Genomic DNA, 16,201 nt, shown 5'->3' with positions numbered 1-16,201 from the left:
TGTGTATCGACTGAGCGAGCCTCATCGCGAGCAAGCTCGCTCCCACATTGGACTTCAGTGACTCAAGAGGTGAGTTGCGCCAGATACGCCCACGGATAAATCCCCGCTCATGGCCATCGCTGAAGACCAGTTGCAGGCCATACCCCCTGCGAGTGCTATTCGATCACCCGAACCCGCGCCTCCTTGGCATGAGCGTAAAGGACACCAAAACAATTAACAGTGTGCCTACGGCACTGAGGATTGCCGTGAGGGAAAGGGTCTGGGAATAACCGACCATCCCGCCGACGATTCCGCTACCAAGAAAAATGAAGGGGTGCACGCCACTGGTAAAGAGCGTATCGACTGCCACCACTTTACCGAGGTCCTTTTCGGGAGACAGTGTCTGCATCGCTGTGGCCCAACCAGTCAACCAGGACGCTTCGACGATACCCACCAGGATCGCCCCCAGTATCGCCATCCAGGACGAGCTTCCCATGCCGAGTAGTGCCATCGCGCCGGCCAGGAACAAGCCGCAGGTCACAGCAAGTCCGATCAGTCGTTCATGCCCGGAAACAAGCACCGTGATGATTGATCCAATGCACGCACCGAATCCCGAGGCGGCCAGACACAGCCCCCACATTTCTTCGTTGAATCGATCGCTGATGGCATAGGGAGCGACGACCAGGAAAATCGGGAAACACAAGACGTTCACCACAAGGGTGGCCGCGAAGCCCAGCAAAAGCTTGGAGTTGCCGGTAACGATGGCAATGCCATTGACCGCTTCTCGGATCGAGAACTTCTCCTCGAACTCATGGGACTCCACATTGGGCAACATCGCCGTGTAAATGGCGGCGCAGAAGAATGTGAGACCATCGATCAAAATGCCCCAGACCGGGTCCCAGAAAATGATGAATACACCCAGCGTCGCGGGAAACAGCACAGCGACCAGGTTGTCGACAAAGTTCATCGCACCATTGCCCGCCACCAGTGCTTGCTTGGGCAGCAATTTGACGAGCAGTACCTGAGCACACGGACGGGAAAACCCAATGCCGATGCCAAATATCAGGTAGGCAAAGACCAGGTACCACCAAGGCGTACCGGAGACGATCAGCGCCACTGCGGCCAGTTGCGCAACACCCCTCGCCGTGTCGGTGTAAATCAGTACTTGCTTCGGCGACTTTCGATCCGCCAGCAAACCTCCGATCAGGGCCCCGATCACGGTCCCTACCCCGACTGCCGCCATGACAAAACCGAATACTTCTCCTCCGTAGCCGGTCCGGATAAGCGCTATCGGCAGTGCGGCCAGACAAATAGCGTCGCCGGCCATCGAAAGACTTTGGCCAATGAGCAACTTGCGAAAAGACGAGACGCTCAGCGCTTCGGTAATAAGGTGATAAGCGATCGGCGATAGAGATCATAAGCATTCCTCCTTGAGACCAGAGCAAAAAGATCGCAGCCTGCGGCAGCTCCTACAGGAGGCCGGTTCAGCCAGTGAGTCCAGCCAGATAGGCCCACGGATAAATCCCCCGTTCATGCCCATCGCTGAAGACCAGTTGCAGGCCATAGCCCTGGCGCGCAACTCGATAACCCGTAGACGTAAGGCCCAGCGTTCCTTACTCGAACAAAAAGGACGATCAAAAAAAACAAGACCTACCGTTCGTCGCCTTTCTAAAAAAATCAGCATTTGAAGAAAATAAAAATCCATAAAAAGTACAAAGCGCGCACTGACTCCGACAGAAGTATCTTACTCAACATAGCAAGATCATTTCTGTGTGCCGAAAACTAAAACACCGTTTCAAAAAGGAATTCCACGAATCCACATTTGAACCCACACCCACTAAAACCAAACCGAACCATTAAGCGTCCTAATCACATGTAGGAAACATCTTAAAAAACCATAAGAACCCCCCTACCACATCACTTGCACCCAACGCCAAAATCAACTAATCAATGCCAGACAGCAAACCACAAACGAAAGCGAACTGAAAAACAACAACCCCAGGGCGATACCATTCAATGACTAAAAATATTTTACCCAGAGCATTCTCCCTAACCTCCATATTCATCAAAGAACAACTAAAGGAGCCCATCGCCTTTTTCTGGATCATGATACCCCCTTGTGTAATGTTCTATTTTTTTGCAACAACCAGGCAAGACCCCAACTACCTCTCCAGCAATTACATTACAATTTCGGCATGGTTTTATGCCTACATCTCTTCAAGTGTCGCACTATTCGGATTCGCCTTTTACATAATCGGAAGAAGGGAAAGCGGATTCACTCGATCATTCATTTACTCCAGGGAATCAAAACTGATTTTTCTTTTATCGCACTTCATTGCATACTCGCTAATATCAATATCTTATTGCGCAACCTTTTACTTGACAACCAAGTTTCCATTTGGAAACTACGCCCTCGGTGAACTACTGAATCTGGCACTACGATTCTACATCTGCTTTATCATGTTTTGCGCTCTCGGGGCTGCCTTCTCATTGCTACCGATCAACTTTCAGAACTCGAACACTTTGCTTTCCATTTTTTCGTTCTGCATGTTGATCCTCGGAGTAATGAGTGCCAGCAGACCAAACCCCATCACCGACGCTTTGAACCTCGCAAACCCACTGACACTTGCAAGCCAAATAATGGAACAAGGCCTTGGCCCCAACAAACCCATCACAGCCGCAATCGTTCTTTTGTTTATTTTTGCACTGTACAGAACGTTCAAACACCTAAGAATCAATCCCGTATGGAGCCGGTACTGATGAAAAAATTCACGGCGCAGAACATTGACTTCTCCTATACAGACACTCCCCTCTTAACCCAAGCATCTCTTGAAGTTGCTCAAGGTGACATTGTCGGCATTCTGGGGCCCAACGGATCTGGAAAAACAACTTTTTTCGATATCGTCTGCGACCTTAAAAAAGCAAAATCCGGCTTCATAAAAAACGACTTCATTCGCTTTTTATACCTTTCCCAAATCATCTCCACGCCCCCACCGCTGCGCATGCGTGACATTTTTAAAATGGTATCGGCGCTGTCATCAAACGAGCCCATGACACAAGATAAAACCCTGAAAAAACTAAGTGCATGGAGCCCTGCGATAGTTGACCGATACCAAGATATGTGGAACAAAAAATCATCGCTGTGCAGCTACGGAGAGACACGCTGGTTCTTTACTCTTTCCCTTCTTTCAATTTCCGCAGACTTTGTAATTCTCGACGAACCTACTGCCGGCGTAGACCCGGAATTTCGTCACTATATTTGGCAATGTCTTCACGGCGCTGCCAGGGAGGGCACCGCCATTCTGGTTTCCTCGCACAATGTTGATGAAGTCATTAACCACTGTGATTATTTTTATATGATCAGCCAGAAATGCTTCAATCGCTTTAACAACGGCAGTGAGTTCATGCAAAAGTATGGAGTAAAGACTGTGGACGATGCGTTTATCCGGGCCGTTACTGAACCTGTATTCGCAACATAAACCACTGGAAGCGCACGGGGGAGCTGCCGCAGATCGCGACAACTCCCGAGGAATGGATTCGATTCAGTCGGTAAGTCCAGCCAGATACGCCCACGGATAAATCCCCCGCTCATGCCCATCGCTGAAGACCAGTTGCAGGCCATAGCCCTGCGGGTTCAGTTCGATTACCCGCACCCGGGCATCCACCATCGGCGCCATCCCCCGCAGACGAAAGGCCCGGCACTGCGAACATGGACACTGACGACGCAGTTCGGCGTGGTCCAGCCACTGTTCGCGGCCATCGGGCCAGTTCAATCGCAGCTGCTGCCTACCCTGCGAATTACCCACCGCCAGCGGGTTCATTGCAGTTGACTCAAGGCAATGCGCACAGCCTTGCGCACTTCCGGGTCGCCGTCGTGTTGCGCGGCCTGCAATGGCGCAATGGCCCGTGGGTCGTTCAGTTCGCCGAGGGCCAGCGCGGCTTCCTTGCGCAGGTTGCTGATGCGGTGGCCGAGGGTGTCGATCAGCGCTTCGAGCGCCGGTCCATAACGCAAGCGACCGAGGCTGCGGGTGGCGCGCAGACGCACCTGCCAGTAATCGTCGCCCAAGGCGTCGACCAGGGCCGGGCCGGCGTCGGGGTGGCCGACCTTGCCCAGGGTGGTGGCGGCTTCTTCGCGGACTTGCCAGGCATCGTCCCGCAAGGCCTGGCGCAGGGCCGGCAGCACCTGGGCGTCAGACGCCAGGCCCAACGCCCCGGTGGCGGCCCGCCGCACGTCGGTGTCCGGGTCAGCGCTGGCCAGTCGCGCCAGTGCCGGTAAGGCATCAAGCTGCTTGAGCCAGCCGAGTACGCCCAGCGCCTCGCGGCGCACGCTGGCGCTTTCATCGTCCAATGCCCGGGCCGCTGCATCGGCGGCATCGGGGCAGCGCAACTCGCGCAACGCCCGGAACGCGGCAATGCGTACGCCGCTGTCAGCGTGCCCGGTCCACGGCAGAATGACCCGGCCCGCCGCTTCGCTCTTGAGCAGGCTGAGGCTTTGCGCAGCGGCCGCCTGCACCGCCGGGGATGGATCCGTCAGGGCTTGGCACAAGGCTTCGACCACGGGCGCGTCCTCCCAGGCTTCCAGCAACCGGGCGGCTTCGGCGCGAACGTCTGCACTCGGGTCTTCGGCCAGTCGATCGATCAACCACTGCAGGCCGTCCGGCTCCTCGAGATCGGCCAGTTCGATCAGCGCGATCCGGCGTACGCCGGGGTCGTCATCGGTCAGGCGTGGTTGCAGGGCCAGAATGTCGTCGTTATCGGTTACATCGAATAGAGAGGTCATAGGGCAAATCGCGGCAGTTTGTTTTCAGGGGGAAGTCCGAGCGGGTTCAGGCGCGGCAGTTGCCGGCCGTCTTCGTGCCGCAGGAGTTCGAGGCAATGGCGCTTCAGATGCGAGAATTCAGGGCGGGTCATCAGTTCCGTGCTGCGCGGCCGGGGGAAGTCCAGGCGCAGGTCTTCGATGATTCGCCCGGGGCGCGAGCTCATGACCAGCAAGCGGTCGGCGAGGAACAGCGCTTCGTCGATGTCATGGGTGACAAACACCACGGTGGTGCGGATGCGCGTCCAGATGTCCAGCAGCAGTTCCTGCATGTTCAACCGGGTCAGGGCATCGAGGGCACCGAAGGGCTCGTCCATCAGCAACAGGCGCGGACGGTTGACCAGCACCCGGGCGATTTCCACCCGCTGCTGCATGCCGCCGGACAGTTGGTCGGGCCAGCGCCCGGCAAAACCTTCGAGGCCCACCAGGGCGAGGATTTCATCCGCCGCCTTGAGCCGTTCGACCTTGCCGACGCCACGCATTTTCAGGCCGAACGCCACGTTGTCACGCACCGTGCGCCAGGGAAACAGCGTGTGCTGCTGGAACACCATGCCCCGTTGTGGTGATGGCCCCGACACCGGCGCGCCATCCACGCTCAAGCTGCCGATGCGCGGTTGCAGGTGGCCGGCCAGCGCCCCGAGCAAGGTGGATTTACCGCAACCGGACGGCCCGAGGATGCACACGAACTGCCCCGGTTCGATCTGGCAGTCGAGGCCCTGCACCGCTTCGAAAGCCCCATGGCCCTCGCCCAGGCTGATCGACAACCCACGGATATCGATACGTCCTTCCAGGTGTTGAAAAACGCTCATCAGGCTTTTCCTCGTGGTCGATGCCAAGGCGTGAACAGCCCGCCCAGACGCTTGATCAACAGGCTGCTGCCCATGCCGAGCACGCCGATCAGCAGCATGCCGACGACGATGTCGGCGTAGTTCTGGATGGTGTAGGACTCCCAGGTGTAATAGCCGATGCCGAATTGGCCGGAGATCATTTCCGCCGTCACCAGGCAGAACCACGAGGTGCCCATGCCGATGGCCAGGCCGGTGATGATGCTCGGCGCCGCGCCCGGCAGAACGACCTCCAGCAGGATGGCCTGGCGCCCTGCCCCGAGGCTTTTCGCCGAGGCGATCAGCCGTGGGTCGACACCTTCGACGCCATGCACGGTGTTGAGCAGGATCGGGAACAGGGCGCCGGTGAAGGTGATGAACACCATCGACAGTTCCGACGAGGGAAACATCAGGATCGCCAGGGGAATCCAGGCCACGGCCGGAATCGGCCGCAGGACTTCCAGGGGCGGCAGCAACAGATCTTCGGCCCATTTCGAGCGGCCGATGGCCAGCCCCAGGGCGACGCCTATGATCAGCGCCGCGAGGTAGCCGGCGAATACCCGCCCGAGGCTGCTGCCCAGGTGCTGGGCGAGTTTGCCCGAGTCGCCGAGGCCAAGGGCGGCTTCAATGACCGCCAAGGGTGTCGGGACGTTGGCGAAGGTCACCAGGCCGAGGTTCCAGTGGTGGCTGGCGGCGAGTTGCCAGAACAGCAGGCAGAGCAGCAGTGAAGCGGCTCTGGGGATCCAGCGAGAATATGATCGGTACACAATTTTTCCTCTCAACCCACCTCCTGTAGGAGCGAGCTTGCTCGCGAAGAACGCCAACGATTACGCGCTCTGTCTGACGGATCGCGTTGTCCGGACGTTTTTCGCGAGCAAGCTCGCTCCCACAGGAGATCAGTGGTGTTTGGGGGTTAGCGAGCGGCAACAGCCTGGGTCGTGGCATCGGTGAAGTCGAATACTTTGCCGCCCTGGGCCGTGGCGAACTGTTGGGCCTGGCCTTTAAGCAGGAACGCGCTCAGCCGCCCTTTCCCGTCGGTGGCAAACCACGCCTGATCCGCCAGCAGCTTGATCCCGCTGTCGCTGGCCTGGGTGTACACCGCGCGGATGTTCTTGCCTTCCTGTTTCAACGCCGTCAGCGCGGTAAATGCCGACTCCGCCGAGGCGTACTGACGGACCTTCGGCTCGCCACGCACCCAGATTTCCGCCACATGGCTGAAGTCGGTGATGGCTTTGCCGCTTGCCGCATCGACGGCCTTGAGCGGCGTCTGCTGGTAATTCCCAAGCTGCGCGCTGTAGTCCAGGTTCGAGGCTTTGAAGGCGGCACGGATGTACTGGTCGTCGATGAAGGTGTTGAGATCGAGACCGCGATCGGCCTTCTTCAACAGCTTGAGGGTATCGATGGCGGTTCCCACGGCCTGACGGTATTCCGGCTTCCAGCTCAGGTCGCGGGTCTGCACGCCGAGGGGGCCATGGAACAGGTAGTTGACCTCGGCATCGACCCCGGTGACCTTGGCGATCAACTCGCTGTATTTCTCCGGTTCAGCCGCCAGCAACTGGTTGGCTTCGATGCTCGCCCGCAGGTAGGCGACGACGATTTCCGGGTACTTTTTCGCATAGGCCTGATCCACCAGCGCACCGTGGAAGGTCGGCGCATCGGCCTGGGAGCCGTCATAGATCTTGCGGGCGAAACCACGGCTGGGGAACAGCTCGGCGAAGGGTACGAAGTCGGCATGAGCATCGATCTTGCCGGCCTGCAACGCGGAGCCGGCGACTTCCGGCGGCTGGGCGATGATGTTCACGTCCTTGAGCGGGTCCCAGCCCTGGGCCGCGACGGCGCGCAGCAGCATGCCATGGGCGGTGGAAGCGAACGGCACGGAAATGGTCTTGCCCTTGAGTTCGGCCAGCGACTGCACGCCCGATGCACTCGGCACCACGATGCCGTTGCCACTGCCCTTGGTGCTGCCCGACAACACGCTGATGAACAGGCTGTGCTTGCCCGCCGTTTCGAAGGCCACGCCGTTGAACGCACCGGGGAAATCGGCCATGGCGCCGAAGTCGAGTTTGCCGGCGACCATCTCGTTGGTCAGCGGTGCGCCGCTGGTGAAGTTTTTCCACTGCACGTCATATTGGGCGTCTTTGTAGGGGCCGTCGTGGGGCAGGTATTTGTCCAGCAGGCCGAGCTCGCGAATCAACAATCCGCCGGCGGCGCAGTTGATGGTGGTGTCCTGGGTGCCGATGGCAATGCGGATGGTTTCGGCCGAGGCCGACAGGGTGAAGGAAGCCAGTACCAGACCGGCCAAAGCTGCACGCAACATCATGAGTGTTTCCCCTCGAATCATTTATTGGATGTTCGTCTCCGCCACGATCAGGGCGTGGTGGGAAACGAGGGGTGTTCTGGATCAGGCGTCCGGTGGTTGCCGGATGGCTTTTTGGGTTGTCAGGGCGGGCCTCATCGCTGGCAAGCCAGCTCCCACAGGTTTCTCTGGTATCTGCAAAATCAAGGCTCACCACAAATCCCTGTGGGAGCTGGCTTGCCAGCGATGGCGTCCTGTCAATCAGCGCAATAAATAAGGGATCTCCACTTTCACCGCCCCGGTCGGGCAATCCTTTTCACAGGGCATGCAGTACCAGCATTCGTCGAACGCCATGTAGGCCTTTTGCGTAGCCGGGTTGATCGCCAGCAGGTCCATCGGGCAGACGTCGACGCACACGGTGCAGCCTTTGTGGGCGATGCATTTGTCTTCATCGACCGTGACCGGTGCGTTGGAGCGGAAGAAGATTTCCTGGGGTTGGTAAGCCATGTTCGGTCTCTCTCGGGTTGTCGGCATCAAGCTGCATCGGCACCGACCCGCAGCCGGTGGTAGGCCTGCATCTCGTCGGCATCCAGCGGGATGATGTAAGGCTCGACGGCTTTCCTGAAACTGCTCATCAAACCGTTTTCGTCCTTCTTCAAGTGGCAATGGCAGAACCAGTCGCGGTCGTTGCGTTGCGGGTGATCGACGCGATGGTGGTAAAGCCCCCAGCGGCTTTCGGCGCGGAACAATGAAGCGCGGGCGGCCATTTCGGCGCAGTCGCGGATCATGCTGACTTCCATGGCACGCATCAGTTCGTGGGCGTTGTGGGCCTTGATCTGGTCGAGGTCGCGCTGGATGTCGCTGAAGCGTTGCAGGCCGATCTGCATCTTCTTTGTCACTTTCGGCGGTTGCAGGTAGTCGTTGACGAAGCGCCGCAGCTTGTACTCGACCTGGGCCGGTGGCAGGCCGTGTTCGCGGTCCAGCGGTGCATAGACCCGCTGTTTTTCGCTTTCGATCTGCGCGGCATCCAGCGCGGAAAACTCACGCCCGTCGACAAAATCCGCCGCGTTGTTGCCGGCAAACCAGCCATAGGTGAACGCACCGAGCATGTAGTTGTGCGGCACCGCCGCCATGTCCCCCGCCGAGTACAAGCCCTTGACCGAGGTCTCGGCCTTCTCGTTGACCCACACCCCCGACGCCGAATGCCCACTGCAAAAGCCGATTTCCGAGATGTGCATCTCAACCATCTGCGTGCGGTAGTCGGTGCCGCGATTGGTATGGAACTGGCCACGGCTCGGACGCTCGTTGCTGTGCAGGATCTCTTCGATGTTCTGGATGGTTTCCTCGGCCAGGTGATCGAGCTTGAGGAACACCGGGCCGTTGCCGCTTTCCAGCTCCTGATGGAACTCCCACATCATCTGCCCGCTCCAGTAGTCGCACTCGATGAAGCGCTCGCCCTTGTTGTTGGCGGTGTAGCCACCCAGGGGACCGGTGACGTAGGCGCAGGCCGGGCCGTTGTAATCCTTGATCAGCGGGTTGATCTGGAAGCATTCCAGGTTCGCCAGCTCGGCCCCGGCGTGGTAGGCCATCGAGTAGCCGTCGCCGGCATTGGTCGGGTTTTCGTAGGTGCCCATCAGGTAGCCCGAGGACGGCAGACCCAGGCGTCCGGCGGCGCCGCAGGCGAGGATCACCGCCTTGGCCTTGATCACATGGAAGTCCGCCGTGCGGCAGTCGAAACCCATCACGCCGTTGACCGCGCCCTCCTCGTCCGTCAGCAATCGGGTGCAGACCAGCCGATTGGTGATGCTCACCCGCGCGCGCTTGAGCTGGCGGTACAGGACTTTCTTGATGTCGTGCCCCTCCGGCATCGGCAACACGTAAGCGCCCATGTGGTGGACTTTTTTCACCGCGTAGTCGCCGGTTTCGTCCTTCTCGAACTTCACGCCCCAACGGTCCAGTTGCTCGATCGTCTCGAAGCTGTGGGTGGCATAGGCGTACACCGCCGCCTGGTTGACGATGCCGTCGTTGGCGATGGTGATTTCCTTGGTGTACTGCTCCGGTGTCGAGTGGCCGGGAATGATCGCGTTGTTCAGGCCGTCCATGCCCATGCTGATCGCGCCGCTGCGCTTGACGTTGGCCTTGTCGATCAACAACACCCGCAGGTCGCGGTTGCGTTCCTTGGCCTTGATCGCCGCCATCGGCCCGGCGGTGCCGCCGCCGATCACGACGATGTCGTATTCCTGCTCCAACGTGCTGCGCGTCATGCCTGCTCCCCTTTTTGCCGGTCGATCCGCAGGCGGTACTGGAAGGCATCGCCACGGTAGTAAAGGTGTTCGAAGTCCACTGGCCGGCCTTCGGCGTCGTGGGTCAGACGCTCGATGCGCATGATCGGCGAGCCAGGTTCGACGTTCAGTGCCTGGGTCAGGTCGCTGTCGGCCAGTACCGCATCGATGGCCAGGTCAGCGTGACCGAGTGCCAGGCCGCAGTCGTTTTCCAGGATCAGGAAAATGTCGCGGGTGACCAGATCGGCCTTTTCCAGACGCTCGCCAACGGCCTTGGGCAGGTAGGTGATTTCCAGGGAAATCGGCTCGCGATTGATCAGGCGCACCCGCTTGATCTGCGCCACGATCTCGCCTTCCTCGACCTGCAAACGCTCGGCGACAAGCTTGTCGGCTGCAATGAATTTGAAGCTGCGCAGGCGGTTGATCACCTCATAGCCGCGACCGGTCATGGACTCGGCCAGGCCTTGCAGGGTGCTGACGTTCTGGAAGGTTTTCGGCTTGGCGACGAAAGTGCCCTTGCCGTGGATCTTGAAGATCAGCCCTTCCTTTTGCAGGTCACCCAAGGCCTGGCGCACGGTGATGCGGCTGACCTTGAACAAGGCGCCAAGCTCGCTTTCGGAAGGCATCTGGCTGTCTTGCGGGTATTGGCCGTCGAGGATGCGGGCGCGCAGCACGTCTCGCAGCTGGGTGTGCAGCGGGACGCTGCTCAGGGATAGAACGTTATCGGGCATGGCAGATCACTTGTTATAACGAGTTATGACGTGATCTTAGAGAGGTTATGACACGCTTGAGAAATACCGAATGCGCATAAGGTTAGATTCACCACCGTCCCTGTGGGAGCGAGCCTGCTCGCGAAAGCGGTGTGTCAGCCAACAACATATTGCCTGACACAATGTCTTCGCGAGCAGGCTCGCTCCCACAGGGGACTATGTTTTGGTCTGAAGGATCAGTGGCGCTTGAGAATCCGGTCCATCACCCAATCAGTCTTCAGCGCCTCTGCGGCTACCGCCGGATGCTGCGCCTCACCACGAATATGCGCATTCATGCCCAACACGTGGTGCCACTGAATGTGCGCGTGATGCTCGATGGTCAGGCTGAGGTTTTCGTCGGCGTGCAACTCGACCGGGTGCTCATCGAACACTGAAAAAGTGATCCGGCCTTGACTGCCAATCACTTCGACCCGGTCTTCGCGGCGATCGGCGACGAAGTTCCAGCAGCCCATCCCCAGTGCCCCGCTGGCAAACCGCCAAGTGGCGCTGACGGCATCTTCGGCCGCGTACAAACCGGCCTGCCGTGCAGTGAGCCCGGCGACTTCGACGATATCGCCGAACAGGTACTGGAACAGGTCCAGGCCATGGCTGGCCAGATCGGCGAAGTAGCCACCACCGGCAATCGCCGGATCGGTACGCCAGTTGTTCGCGCCACCCAGATCCGCTGCCGACGGGGCTTTGGTGAGGGTCCAGCTCAAGTGCCGGACCTCGCCGATCCGCCCCTCCTCCAGCCATTGCCGCACTTGCCGGAAGCGTGGCAGCGAACGCCGGTAATAGGACACGAACAGATGCAACCCGGCATCGGCAAACACCTGCTGCATCTCGCGACTTTGCCCGGCGTTGAGCGCCATCGGTTTCTCGACGCAGCAATGCTTGCCGGCGGCGGCCACCTGCAAGGCATAGGCGTGATGGCTGTCGGGCGGTGTGGCGATGTACACGGCGTCGACTTCGGGATCGTTGATCAGCGCATGCGCATCGGTATAAACCCTCGCGATGCCGTGGCGCGCGGCGTAGTCGGTGACGGCTTCCAGGCGCCGCCCCATCACCGCCACCAGCGCCGATCCGGGAGCCTTGTAGAAGGCCGGTGCGCTTTTGCGTTCAGCGACACTGCCACAACCGATCATGCCCCAGCGCACCAGGTTCATAGGCTCTCCTTGCCGTTCAGTCGATACGCAATGCACGCAGGTCCAGTCGACCGTCCTTGAGCGGCGGGCACCAGTAGTAGCCACCGGTGACCGGACGGCTGATGCGGTACAGGCCGTCGGTGATGCCGTCTTCCAGGCCACTCATGCGCCGCAGTTGGGCTTCGAAGGCGTCGAGGGAGAAGCCGAAGGCCAGGAACATCAGGCCGGCACGGTCACCTTCGATCCACGGCATCGAGCGGCGCACCACGAAGGCCTCGGGCGCAAAACTTTCCTGGGCGGTGCGTTTGACGTGGGCGGAAACCGGCGCATCGTCGATCTCTTCGTTATCGCTCAGGCGACGGCCCATGATGTTGTCTTTCTCATCCGCCGACAGCCCATGGAAACCTTTCAAGTCATGCTGCCACTGCTGGATCGCGGCGAAGCTGCCACCCACCAGGCCGTCCGCGCCTTCAGCCACCAGTGCAGCAGCCACTGCGGCTTCGTCATGCGGGTTCTCGGTGCCATCTTCGTAGCCGGTCAGGTCATGGCCGGTCATGTGGCGGAAGGTTTCGTTCATCTGCACCAGGCGCAACGCCGGGGCCAGTGCCGCTGTGATGGCGTTGCTGCGGTTGAGCAACTCGCCACGGTCCTCACCGTGCAGCCAGCACCAGAGCGCGTGTTGGGTCGACGGATTGTCGACGCCGACGCCCGTCAGCGCCGGGAACGGCCGCAGACCTTCGATCTGCCCGTCCAGCGCCTTGACCAGGGACTCGCCGAAGCCGGCCACCACCGACTTGCCGTCCACCAGCCCTTGCAGGTTATCGAGCGCAGCCGGCAGTGCAGCGGCGGATTCGAGCGCGAAGAACATATGGCGGGCTTGAGGCGGAACGGGGGTGGCGAGAATGCCCGGCTGGTAATGACTCATATGAACTCCTTGAAAAAGAGCATGGAGTTTAACCGGTGTGTGAGGTTTTGTGTGCCGTCGGAGGCCAGGAACCTGTGGCAAAGGGGCTTCGGTGGTAAGTGGACTAATATGGCAAGTGGCTTCTGTGGCGAGGGGGCTTGCCCCCGTTGGGCTGCGAAGCAGCCCCAAAACCTGCAGCTTCGGTATGACTGGAAATGTAGGGGGAGCGCTGCGCGCTCCAACGGGGGCAAGCCCCCTCGCCACAGAAGCCCACTCACCACAGAAGTCCACCCACCACAAAAGCTCCTACCAATGCCAGGCGGGCGGGTTGAGGGCATTAGGGGCCAACAAGGGGCGCTTCTGAGGCCATGACGCAGGGCACCGATAAACCCGCGGACGGCAAAAACGCTGAGATGAGTCATGACAAGGGTTGCTGAGGTCTGCTAAAACGATTCATCAGTGCATCACCCAATCCAGAGGGGTAACGACATGACCACAGCCAATATTCTCCAGAACCTGTTCCCGAGCCCCGCCGACGTCCCGGAAAAGTATCGCCTTGAAGGCCAGACCGAACAGCGTGAGTACCTGGTCGATGGCGTCCTGAGAACCTGGAACGGGCCACTGGCCCAAGTCCGCAGCCCGGTGTACTTGACCGGTGCCAACGGCGACGAGCAAGTGATCCTTGGCAGCACGCCGCTGCTCGATGCCGACACCGCATTGACCGCCCTCGACGCTGCCGTGCGCGCCTACGACCGCGGCCAGGGATTGTGGCCGACCATGCGCGTGGCCGAGCGCATCCAGCACGTCGAAACCTTCCTCGGGCGCATGCGCGAGCAGCGCGACGCCGTGGTCAAGCTGCTGATGTGGGAAATCGGCAAGAACCTCAAGGACTCGGAAAAGGAGTTCGACCGCACCTGCGACTACATCGTCGACACCATCAACGCGCTCAAAGAGCTCGACCGCCGCTCCAGCCGTTTCGAACTGGAACAGGACACCCTCGGCCAGATCCGCCGTGTGCCGCTGGGCGTCGCCCTGTGCATGGGGCCTTACAACTATCCATTGAACGAAACCTTCACCACGCTGATCCCGGCGCTGATCATGGGCAACACCGTGGTGTTCAAACCGGCGAAACTCGGCGTGCTGCTGATTCGCCCGCTGCTGGAAGCCTTCCGCGACAGCTTCCCGGCCGGAGTGATCAACGTCATCTATGGCAGCGGCCGCGAGACGGTCAGTGCGCTGATGGCCAGCGGCAAGATCGACATCTTTGCCTTCATCGGCACCAACAAGGCCGCCAGCGACCTGAAAAAACTCCACCCCAAGCCCCACCGCTTGCGCGCGGCGCTGGGCCTGGATGCGAAGAACCCGGGCATCGTCCTGCCGGAAGTGGATCTGGACAATGCGGTCAGTGAAGCGGTGACCGGTTCGCTGTCCTTCAATGGCCAGCGCTGCACCGCCCTGAAGATCCTGTTTGTCCACGAAGACGTGGTCGAGTCCTTCATCGACAAATTCAATGCCAGGCTCGCCAACCTCAAGCCCGGCATGCCCTGGGAAAGTGGCGTAGCCCTGACGCCCCTCCCGGAATCGGGCAAGGTCGACTACCTGCATGCCCTGGTGGCAGATGCCGAGAGCAAAGGCGCCAGGGTGGTCAACCCCAACGGCGGCGAGGCCCGGGCGTCGTTCTTCTACCCGGCGGTGCTGTACCCGGTCACACCGCAGATGCGGGTTTATCAGGAAGAACAGTTCGGCCCGGTCATCCCCATCGTGCCGTACCGTCATCTGGATACCGTGATCGACTACGTATTGGAGTCGGACTTCGGCCAGCAGTTGAGCATCTTCGGCACCAATCCGGTGGCGGTCGGCCGGCTGGTGGACACTTTTGCCAACCAGGTCGGGCGCATCAACCTCAATGCCCAATGCCAGCGTGGCCCGGACACCTACCCCTTCAATGGTCGCAAGAACTCGGCCGAAGGCACCCTGTCGGTGCATGACGCACTGCGGGTGTTTTCGATCCGCACGCTGGTGGCCACCAAGTTCCAGGAGACCAACAAGGACCTGATCAGCGAGATCATCAGTGGCCGCAGTTCGAGCTTCCTGACCACCGACTACATCTTCTGAGGAGAGCCAGCCTGAGTACATCCAGAGCCGATCGACTGCCACCGCTGCTGCGCCGATTGCTGCGTCCGTTGCTGGACCCGTACCGGCGCTACCGCCACGCCCGGGTGATCCATGCGGTGCGGGTGTCGCTCGGCTTGCTGGCGACGATCCTGCTGACCACCGGGATCAAACTGCCCCACGGCGAATGGGCGTCGGTGACCATGCTGGTGGTGATCGGCGGCTTGCAGCACCACGGCAACATCGGCAAGAAAGCCGCCGAGCGTGCCATCGGCACCTTGATCGGCGCCGGTGTCGGCCTGGCGTTGGTGGCACAACAGGCCTGGCTCGGAATGCCCTGGCTGACCTATTTCGCGATGTCGGTGGTCTGCGGGTTCTTCTCGTATCACGCCATCGGCAAGGGCGGCTACACCGCACTGCTGTCGGCGATTACCGTGTTCATCGTCGCCGGGCATGGCGACAACCCGGTCACCGATGGCTTGTGGCGCGGGGTGGATATCCTGATCGGCATTGCCCTGGCCCTGGCGTTTTCCTTCGCCCTGCCGCTGTACGCGGTGTATTCCTGGCGCTACAACCTGGCCGATGCCCTGCGTGATTGCGCGAAAGTCTACGGGCGCATCATTGACGGCCAGGCCATCACCGCCGACGAACACCTCAAACTCATGACGCGCCTGAATGCGGCGATGGTGCAACTGCGCTCACTGATGCCGTCGGTGTCCAAGGAAGTGAAGATTTCCATGACCGAGCTCGATGCCATCCAGCGCAACCTGCGCATGTGCGTCAGCACCCTGGAAATCCTTGGCAATACCCGACCGGATGCCAATGACCCCGAGGCCATGACGCTCCTGCAAACGGCATTGAACGCCGAGCATCGCCAGATCCGCGTGCAATTGATCGGCATGGCCCGGGCGTTGAAATCAGGCGCCGTCCAGCGCCTCGATCGGCCCATGGAGGTGCCGCTGGTCAGCCTCGATGCGCCGGTCTACAACACACTGGACGGCTATCGCCTGCTGACCCGACAACTGGCTGCCAACATCGGCGAGATGCGCCAGCGCCTGGCCAGGAACGCGCCGCGCTGGAACATCTGACGCCGG

Annotated in this window: 14 protein-coding genes and 2 pseudogenes; 3 read left to right on the top strand and 13 right to left on the bottom strand. The window is 60.1% G+C overall.

Annotated features, from left to right (window positions below; all coding sequences use genetic code 11):
• Nucleotides 1-62 precede the first annotated feature (62 nt).
• The 3 genes and pseudogenes from Q8X48_RS14015 to Q8X48_RS14005 form a co-directional block, all read right to left on the bottom strand.
• A pseudogene (locus Q8X48_RS14015) lies at nucleotides 63-182 on the bottom strand (gamma-butyrobetaine hydroxylase-like domain-containing protein); the annotation flags it as partial.
• Nucleotides 164-1,306 (bottom strand): MFS transporter, encoded by a 1,143-nt coding sequence (locus Q8X48_RS14010; RefSeq protein ID WP_407801551.1) that lies wholly within the window; start codon nucleotides 1,304-1,306, stop codon nucleotides 164-166. The pseudogene Q8X48_RS14015 and the gene Q8X48_RS14010, both read right to left, overlap by 19 nt.
• Nucleotides 1,307-1,463: 157 nt before the next feature.
• A pseudogene (locus tag Q8X48_RS14005) lies at nucleotides 1,464-1,550 on the bottom strand (gamma-butyrobetaine hydroxylase-like domain-containing protein); the annotation flags it as partial.
• A gap of 1,188 nt (nucleotides 1,551-2,738) precedes the next feature.
• Between Q8X48_RS14005 and Q8X48_RS14000 the strand changes: the two are divergent.
• Nucleotides 2,739-3,458 (top strand): AAA family ATPase, encoded by a 720-nt coding sequence (locus Q8X48_RS14000; protein ID WP_407801553.1) that lies wholly within the window; start codon nucleotides 2,739-2,741, stop codon nucleotides 3,456-3,458.
• A gap of 63 nt (nucleotides 3,459-3,521) precedes the next feature.
• On the opposite strand, the gene Q8X48_RS13995 is transcribed toward Q8X48_RS14000, so the two are convergent.
• The 10 genes from Q8X48_RS13995 to Q8X48_RS13950 form a co-directional block, all read right to left on the bottom strand.
• A complete protein-coding gene (locus tag Q8X48_RS13995; protein WP_015094860.1) occupies nucleotides 3,522-3,800 on the bottom strand; it encodes a DUF971 domain-containing protein in 279 nt (92 codons plus the stop codon).
• Complete coding sequence (locus Q8X48_RS13990) at nucleotides 3,797-4,759, bottom strand: HEAT repeat domain-containing protein (protein WP_407801554.1); 963 nt, start codon at nucleotides 4,757-4,759, stop codon at nucleotides 3,797-3,799. Before Q8X48_RS13990 ends, Q8X48_RS13995 begins: the two co-directional genes overlap by 4 nt.
• Nucleotides 4,756-5,604, bottom strand: coding sequence for an ABC transporter ATP-binding protein (locus Q8X48_RS13985; RefSeq protein WP_407801555.1), 849 nt, complete (start codon nucleotides 5,602-5,604; stop codon nucleotides 4,756-4,758). The genes Q8X48_RS13990 and Q8X48_RS13985 overlap by 4 nt, the downstream gene beginning before the upstream one ends.
• Nucleotides 5,604-6,386, bottom strand: a complete 783-nt coding sequence (locus Q8X48_RS13980) for an ABC transporter permease (protein WP_102674038.1) — start codon at nucleotides 6,384-6,386, stop codon at nucleotides 5,604-5,606. Before Q8X48_RS13980 ends, Q8X48_RS13985 begins: the two co-directional genes overlap by 1 nt.
• Nucleotides 6,387-6,532: 146 nt before the next feature.
• Nucleotides 6,533-7,939 (bottom strand): ABC transporter substrate-binding protein, encoded by a 1,407-nt coding sequence (locus tag Q8X48_RS13975; protein ID WP_407801556.1) that lies wholly within the window; start codon nucleotides 7,937-7,939, stop codon nucleotides 6,533-6,535.
• 237 nt (nucleotides 7,940-8,176) lie between these two features.
• Nucleotides 8,177-8,422: a 4Fe-4S dicluster domain-containing protein gene (locus Q8X48_RS13970; protein ID WP_003180418.1), complete on the bottom strand. Its 246-nt coding sequence runs from the start codon at nucleotides 8,420-8,422 to the stop codon at nucleotides 8,177-8,179.
• Nucleotides 8,423-8,448: 26 nt separating this feature from the next.
• Nucleotides 8,449-10,179, bottom strand: coding sequence for a fumarate reductase/succinate dehydrogenase flavoprotein subunit (locus Q8X48_RS13965; RefSeq protein ID WP_407801557.1), 1,731 nt, complete (start codon nucleotides 10,177-10,179; stop codon nucleotides 8,449-8,451).
• Complete coding sequence (locus tag Q8X48_RS13960) at nucleotides 10,176-10,928, bottom strand: GntR family transcriptional regulator (RefSeq protein ID WP_407801558.1); 753 nt, start codon at nucleotides 10,926-10,928, stop codon at nucleotides 10,176-10,178. Before Q8X48_RS13960 ends, Q8X48_RS13965 begins: the two co-directional genes overlap by 4 nt.
• Before the next feature lie 215 nt (nucleotides 10,929-11,143).
• Complete coding sequence (locus Q8X48_RS13955) at nucleotides 11,144-12,112, bottom strand: Gfo/Idh/MocA family protein (RefSeq protein WP_407801559.1); 969 nt, start codon at nucleotides 12,110-12,112, stop codon at nucleotides 11,144-11,146.
• A gap of 16 nt (nucleotides 12,113-12,128) precedes the next feature.
• Nucleotides 12,129-13,016, bottom strand: a complete 888-nt coding sequence (locus Q8X48_RS13950) for a Dyp-type peroxidase (RefSeq protein WP_015094852.1) — start codon at nucleotides 13,014-13,016, stop codon at nucleotides 12,129-12,131.
• A gap of 468 nt (nucleotides 13,017-13,484) precedes the next feature.
• On the opposite strand from Q8X48_RS13950, the gene Q8X48_RS13945 reads away from it, so the two are divergent.
• On the top strand, nucleotides 13,485-15,110 hold the full coding sequence (locus Q8X48_RS13945) for an NADP-dependent glyceraldehyde-3-phosphate dehydrogenase (protein WP_407801560.1): 1,626 nt from the start codon (nucleotides 13,485-13,487) through the stop codon (nucleotides 15,108-15,110).
• Nucleotides 15,111-15,154: 44 nt separating this feature from the next.
• Nucleotides 15,155-16,195 carry an FUSC family protein gene (locus tag Q8X48_RS13940; RefSeq protein ID WP_407801621.1) on the top strand — a complete coding sequence of 347 codons (1,041 nt, stop codon included), beginning with the start codon at nucleotides 15,155-15,157 and terminating at the stop codon, nucleotides 16,193-16,195.
• Nucleotides 16,196-16,201: the final 6 nt, after the last annotated feature.

The organism is Pseudomonas sp. QLc11A (assembly GCF_052112305.1).
Classification (GTDB): domain Bacteria; phylum Pseudomonadota; class Gammaproteobacteria; order Pseudomonadales; family Pseudomonadaceae; genus Aquipseudomonas; species Aquipseudomonas laurylsulfatiphila.
This window is presented reverse-complemented; position numbering and strand designations above follow the sequence as displayed.

What these genes read in the sequence shown, in the direction of transcription:
- Q8X48_RS13950 (WP_015094852.1), bottom strand. Translation starts at nt 13,016, where the DNA reads ATGAGTCATTACCAGCCGGGCATTCTCGCCACCCCCGTTCCGCCTCAA.
- Q8X48_RS13975 (WP_407801556.1), bottom strand. Translation starts at nt 7,939, where the DNA reads ATGATGTTGCGTGCAGCTTTGGCCGGTCTGGTACTGGCTTCCTTCACC.
- Q8X48_RS14010 (WP_407801551.1), bottom strand. Translation starts at nt 1,306, where the DNA reads ATGGCCGGCGACGCTATTTGTCTGGCCGCACTGCCGATAGCGCTTATC.
- Q8X48_RS13990 (WP_407801554.1), bottom strand. Translation starts at nt 4,759, where the DNA reads ATGACCTCTCTATTCGATGTAACCGATAACGACGACATTCTGGCCCTG.
- Q8X48_RS13965 (WP_407801557.1), bottom strand. Translation starts at nt 10,179, where the DNA reads ATGACGCGCAGCACGTTGGAGCAGGAATACGACATCGTCGTGATCGGC.
- Q8X48_RS14000 (WP_407801553.1), top strand. Translation starts at nt 2,739, where the DNA reads ATGAAAAAATTCACGGCGCAGAACATTGACTTCTCCTATACAGACACT.
- Q8X48_RS13970 (WP_003180418.1), bottom strand. Translation starts at nt 8,422, where the DNA reads ATGGCTTACCAACCCCAGGAAATCTTCTTCCGCTCCAACGCACCGGTC.
- Q8X48_RS13985 (WP_407801555.1), bottom strand. Translation starts at nt 5,604, where the DNA reads ATGAGCGTTTTTCAACACCTGGAAGGACGTATCGATATCCGTGGGTTG.
- Q8X48_RS13955 (WP_407801559.1), bottom strand. Translation starts at nt 12,112, where the DNA reads ATGAACCTGGTGCGCTGGGGCATGATCGGTTGTGGCAGTGTCGCTGAA.
- Q8X48_RS13960 (WP_407801558.1), bottom strand. Translation starts at nt 10,928, where the DNA reads ATGCCCGATAACGTTCTATCCCTGAGCAGCGTCCCGCTGCACACCCAG.
- Q8X48_RS13995 (WP_015094860.1), bottom strand. Translation starts at nt 3,800, where the DNA reads ATGAACCCGCTGGCGGTGGGTAATTCGCAGGGTAGGCAGCAGCTGCGA.
- Q8X48_RS13945 (WP_407801560.1), top strand. Translation starts at nt 13,485, where the DNA reads ATGACCACAGCCAATATTCTCCAGAACCTGTTCCCGAGCCCCGCCGAC.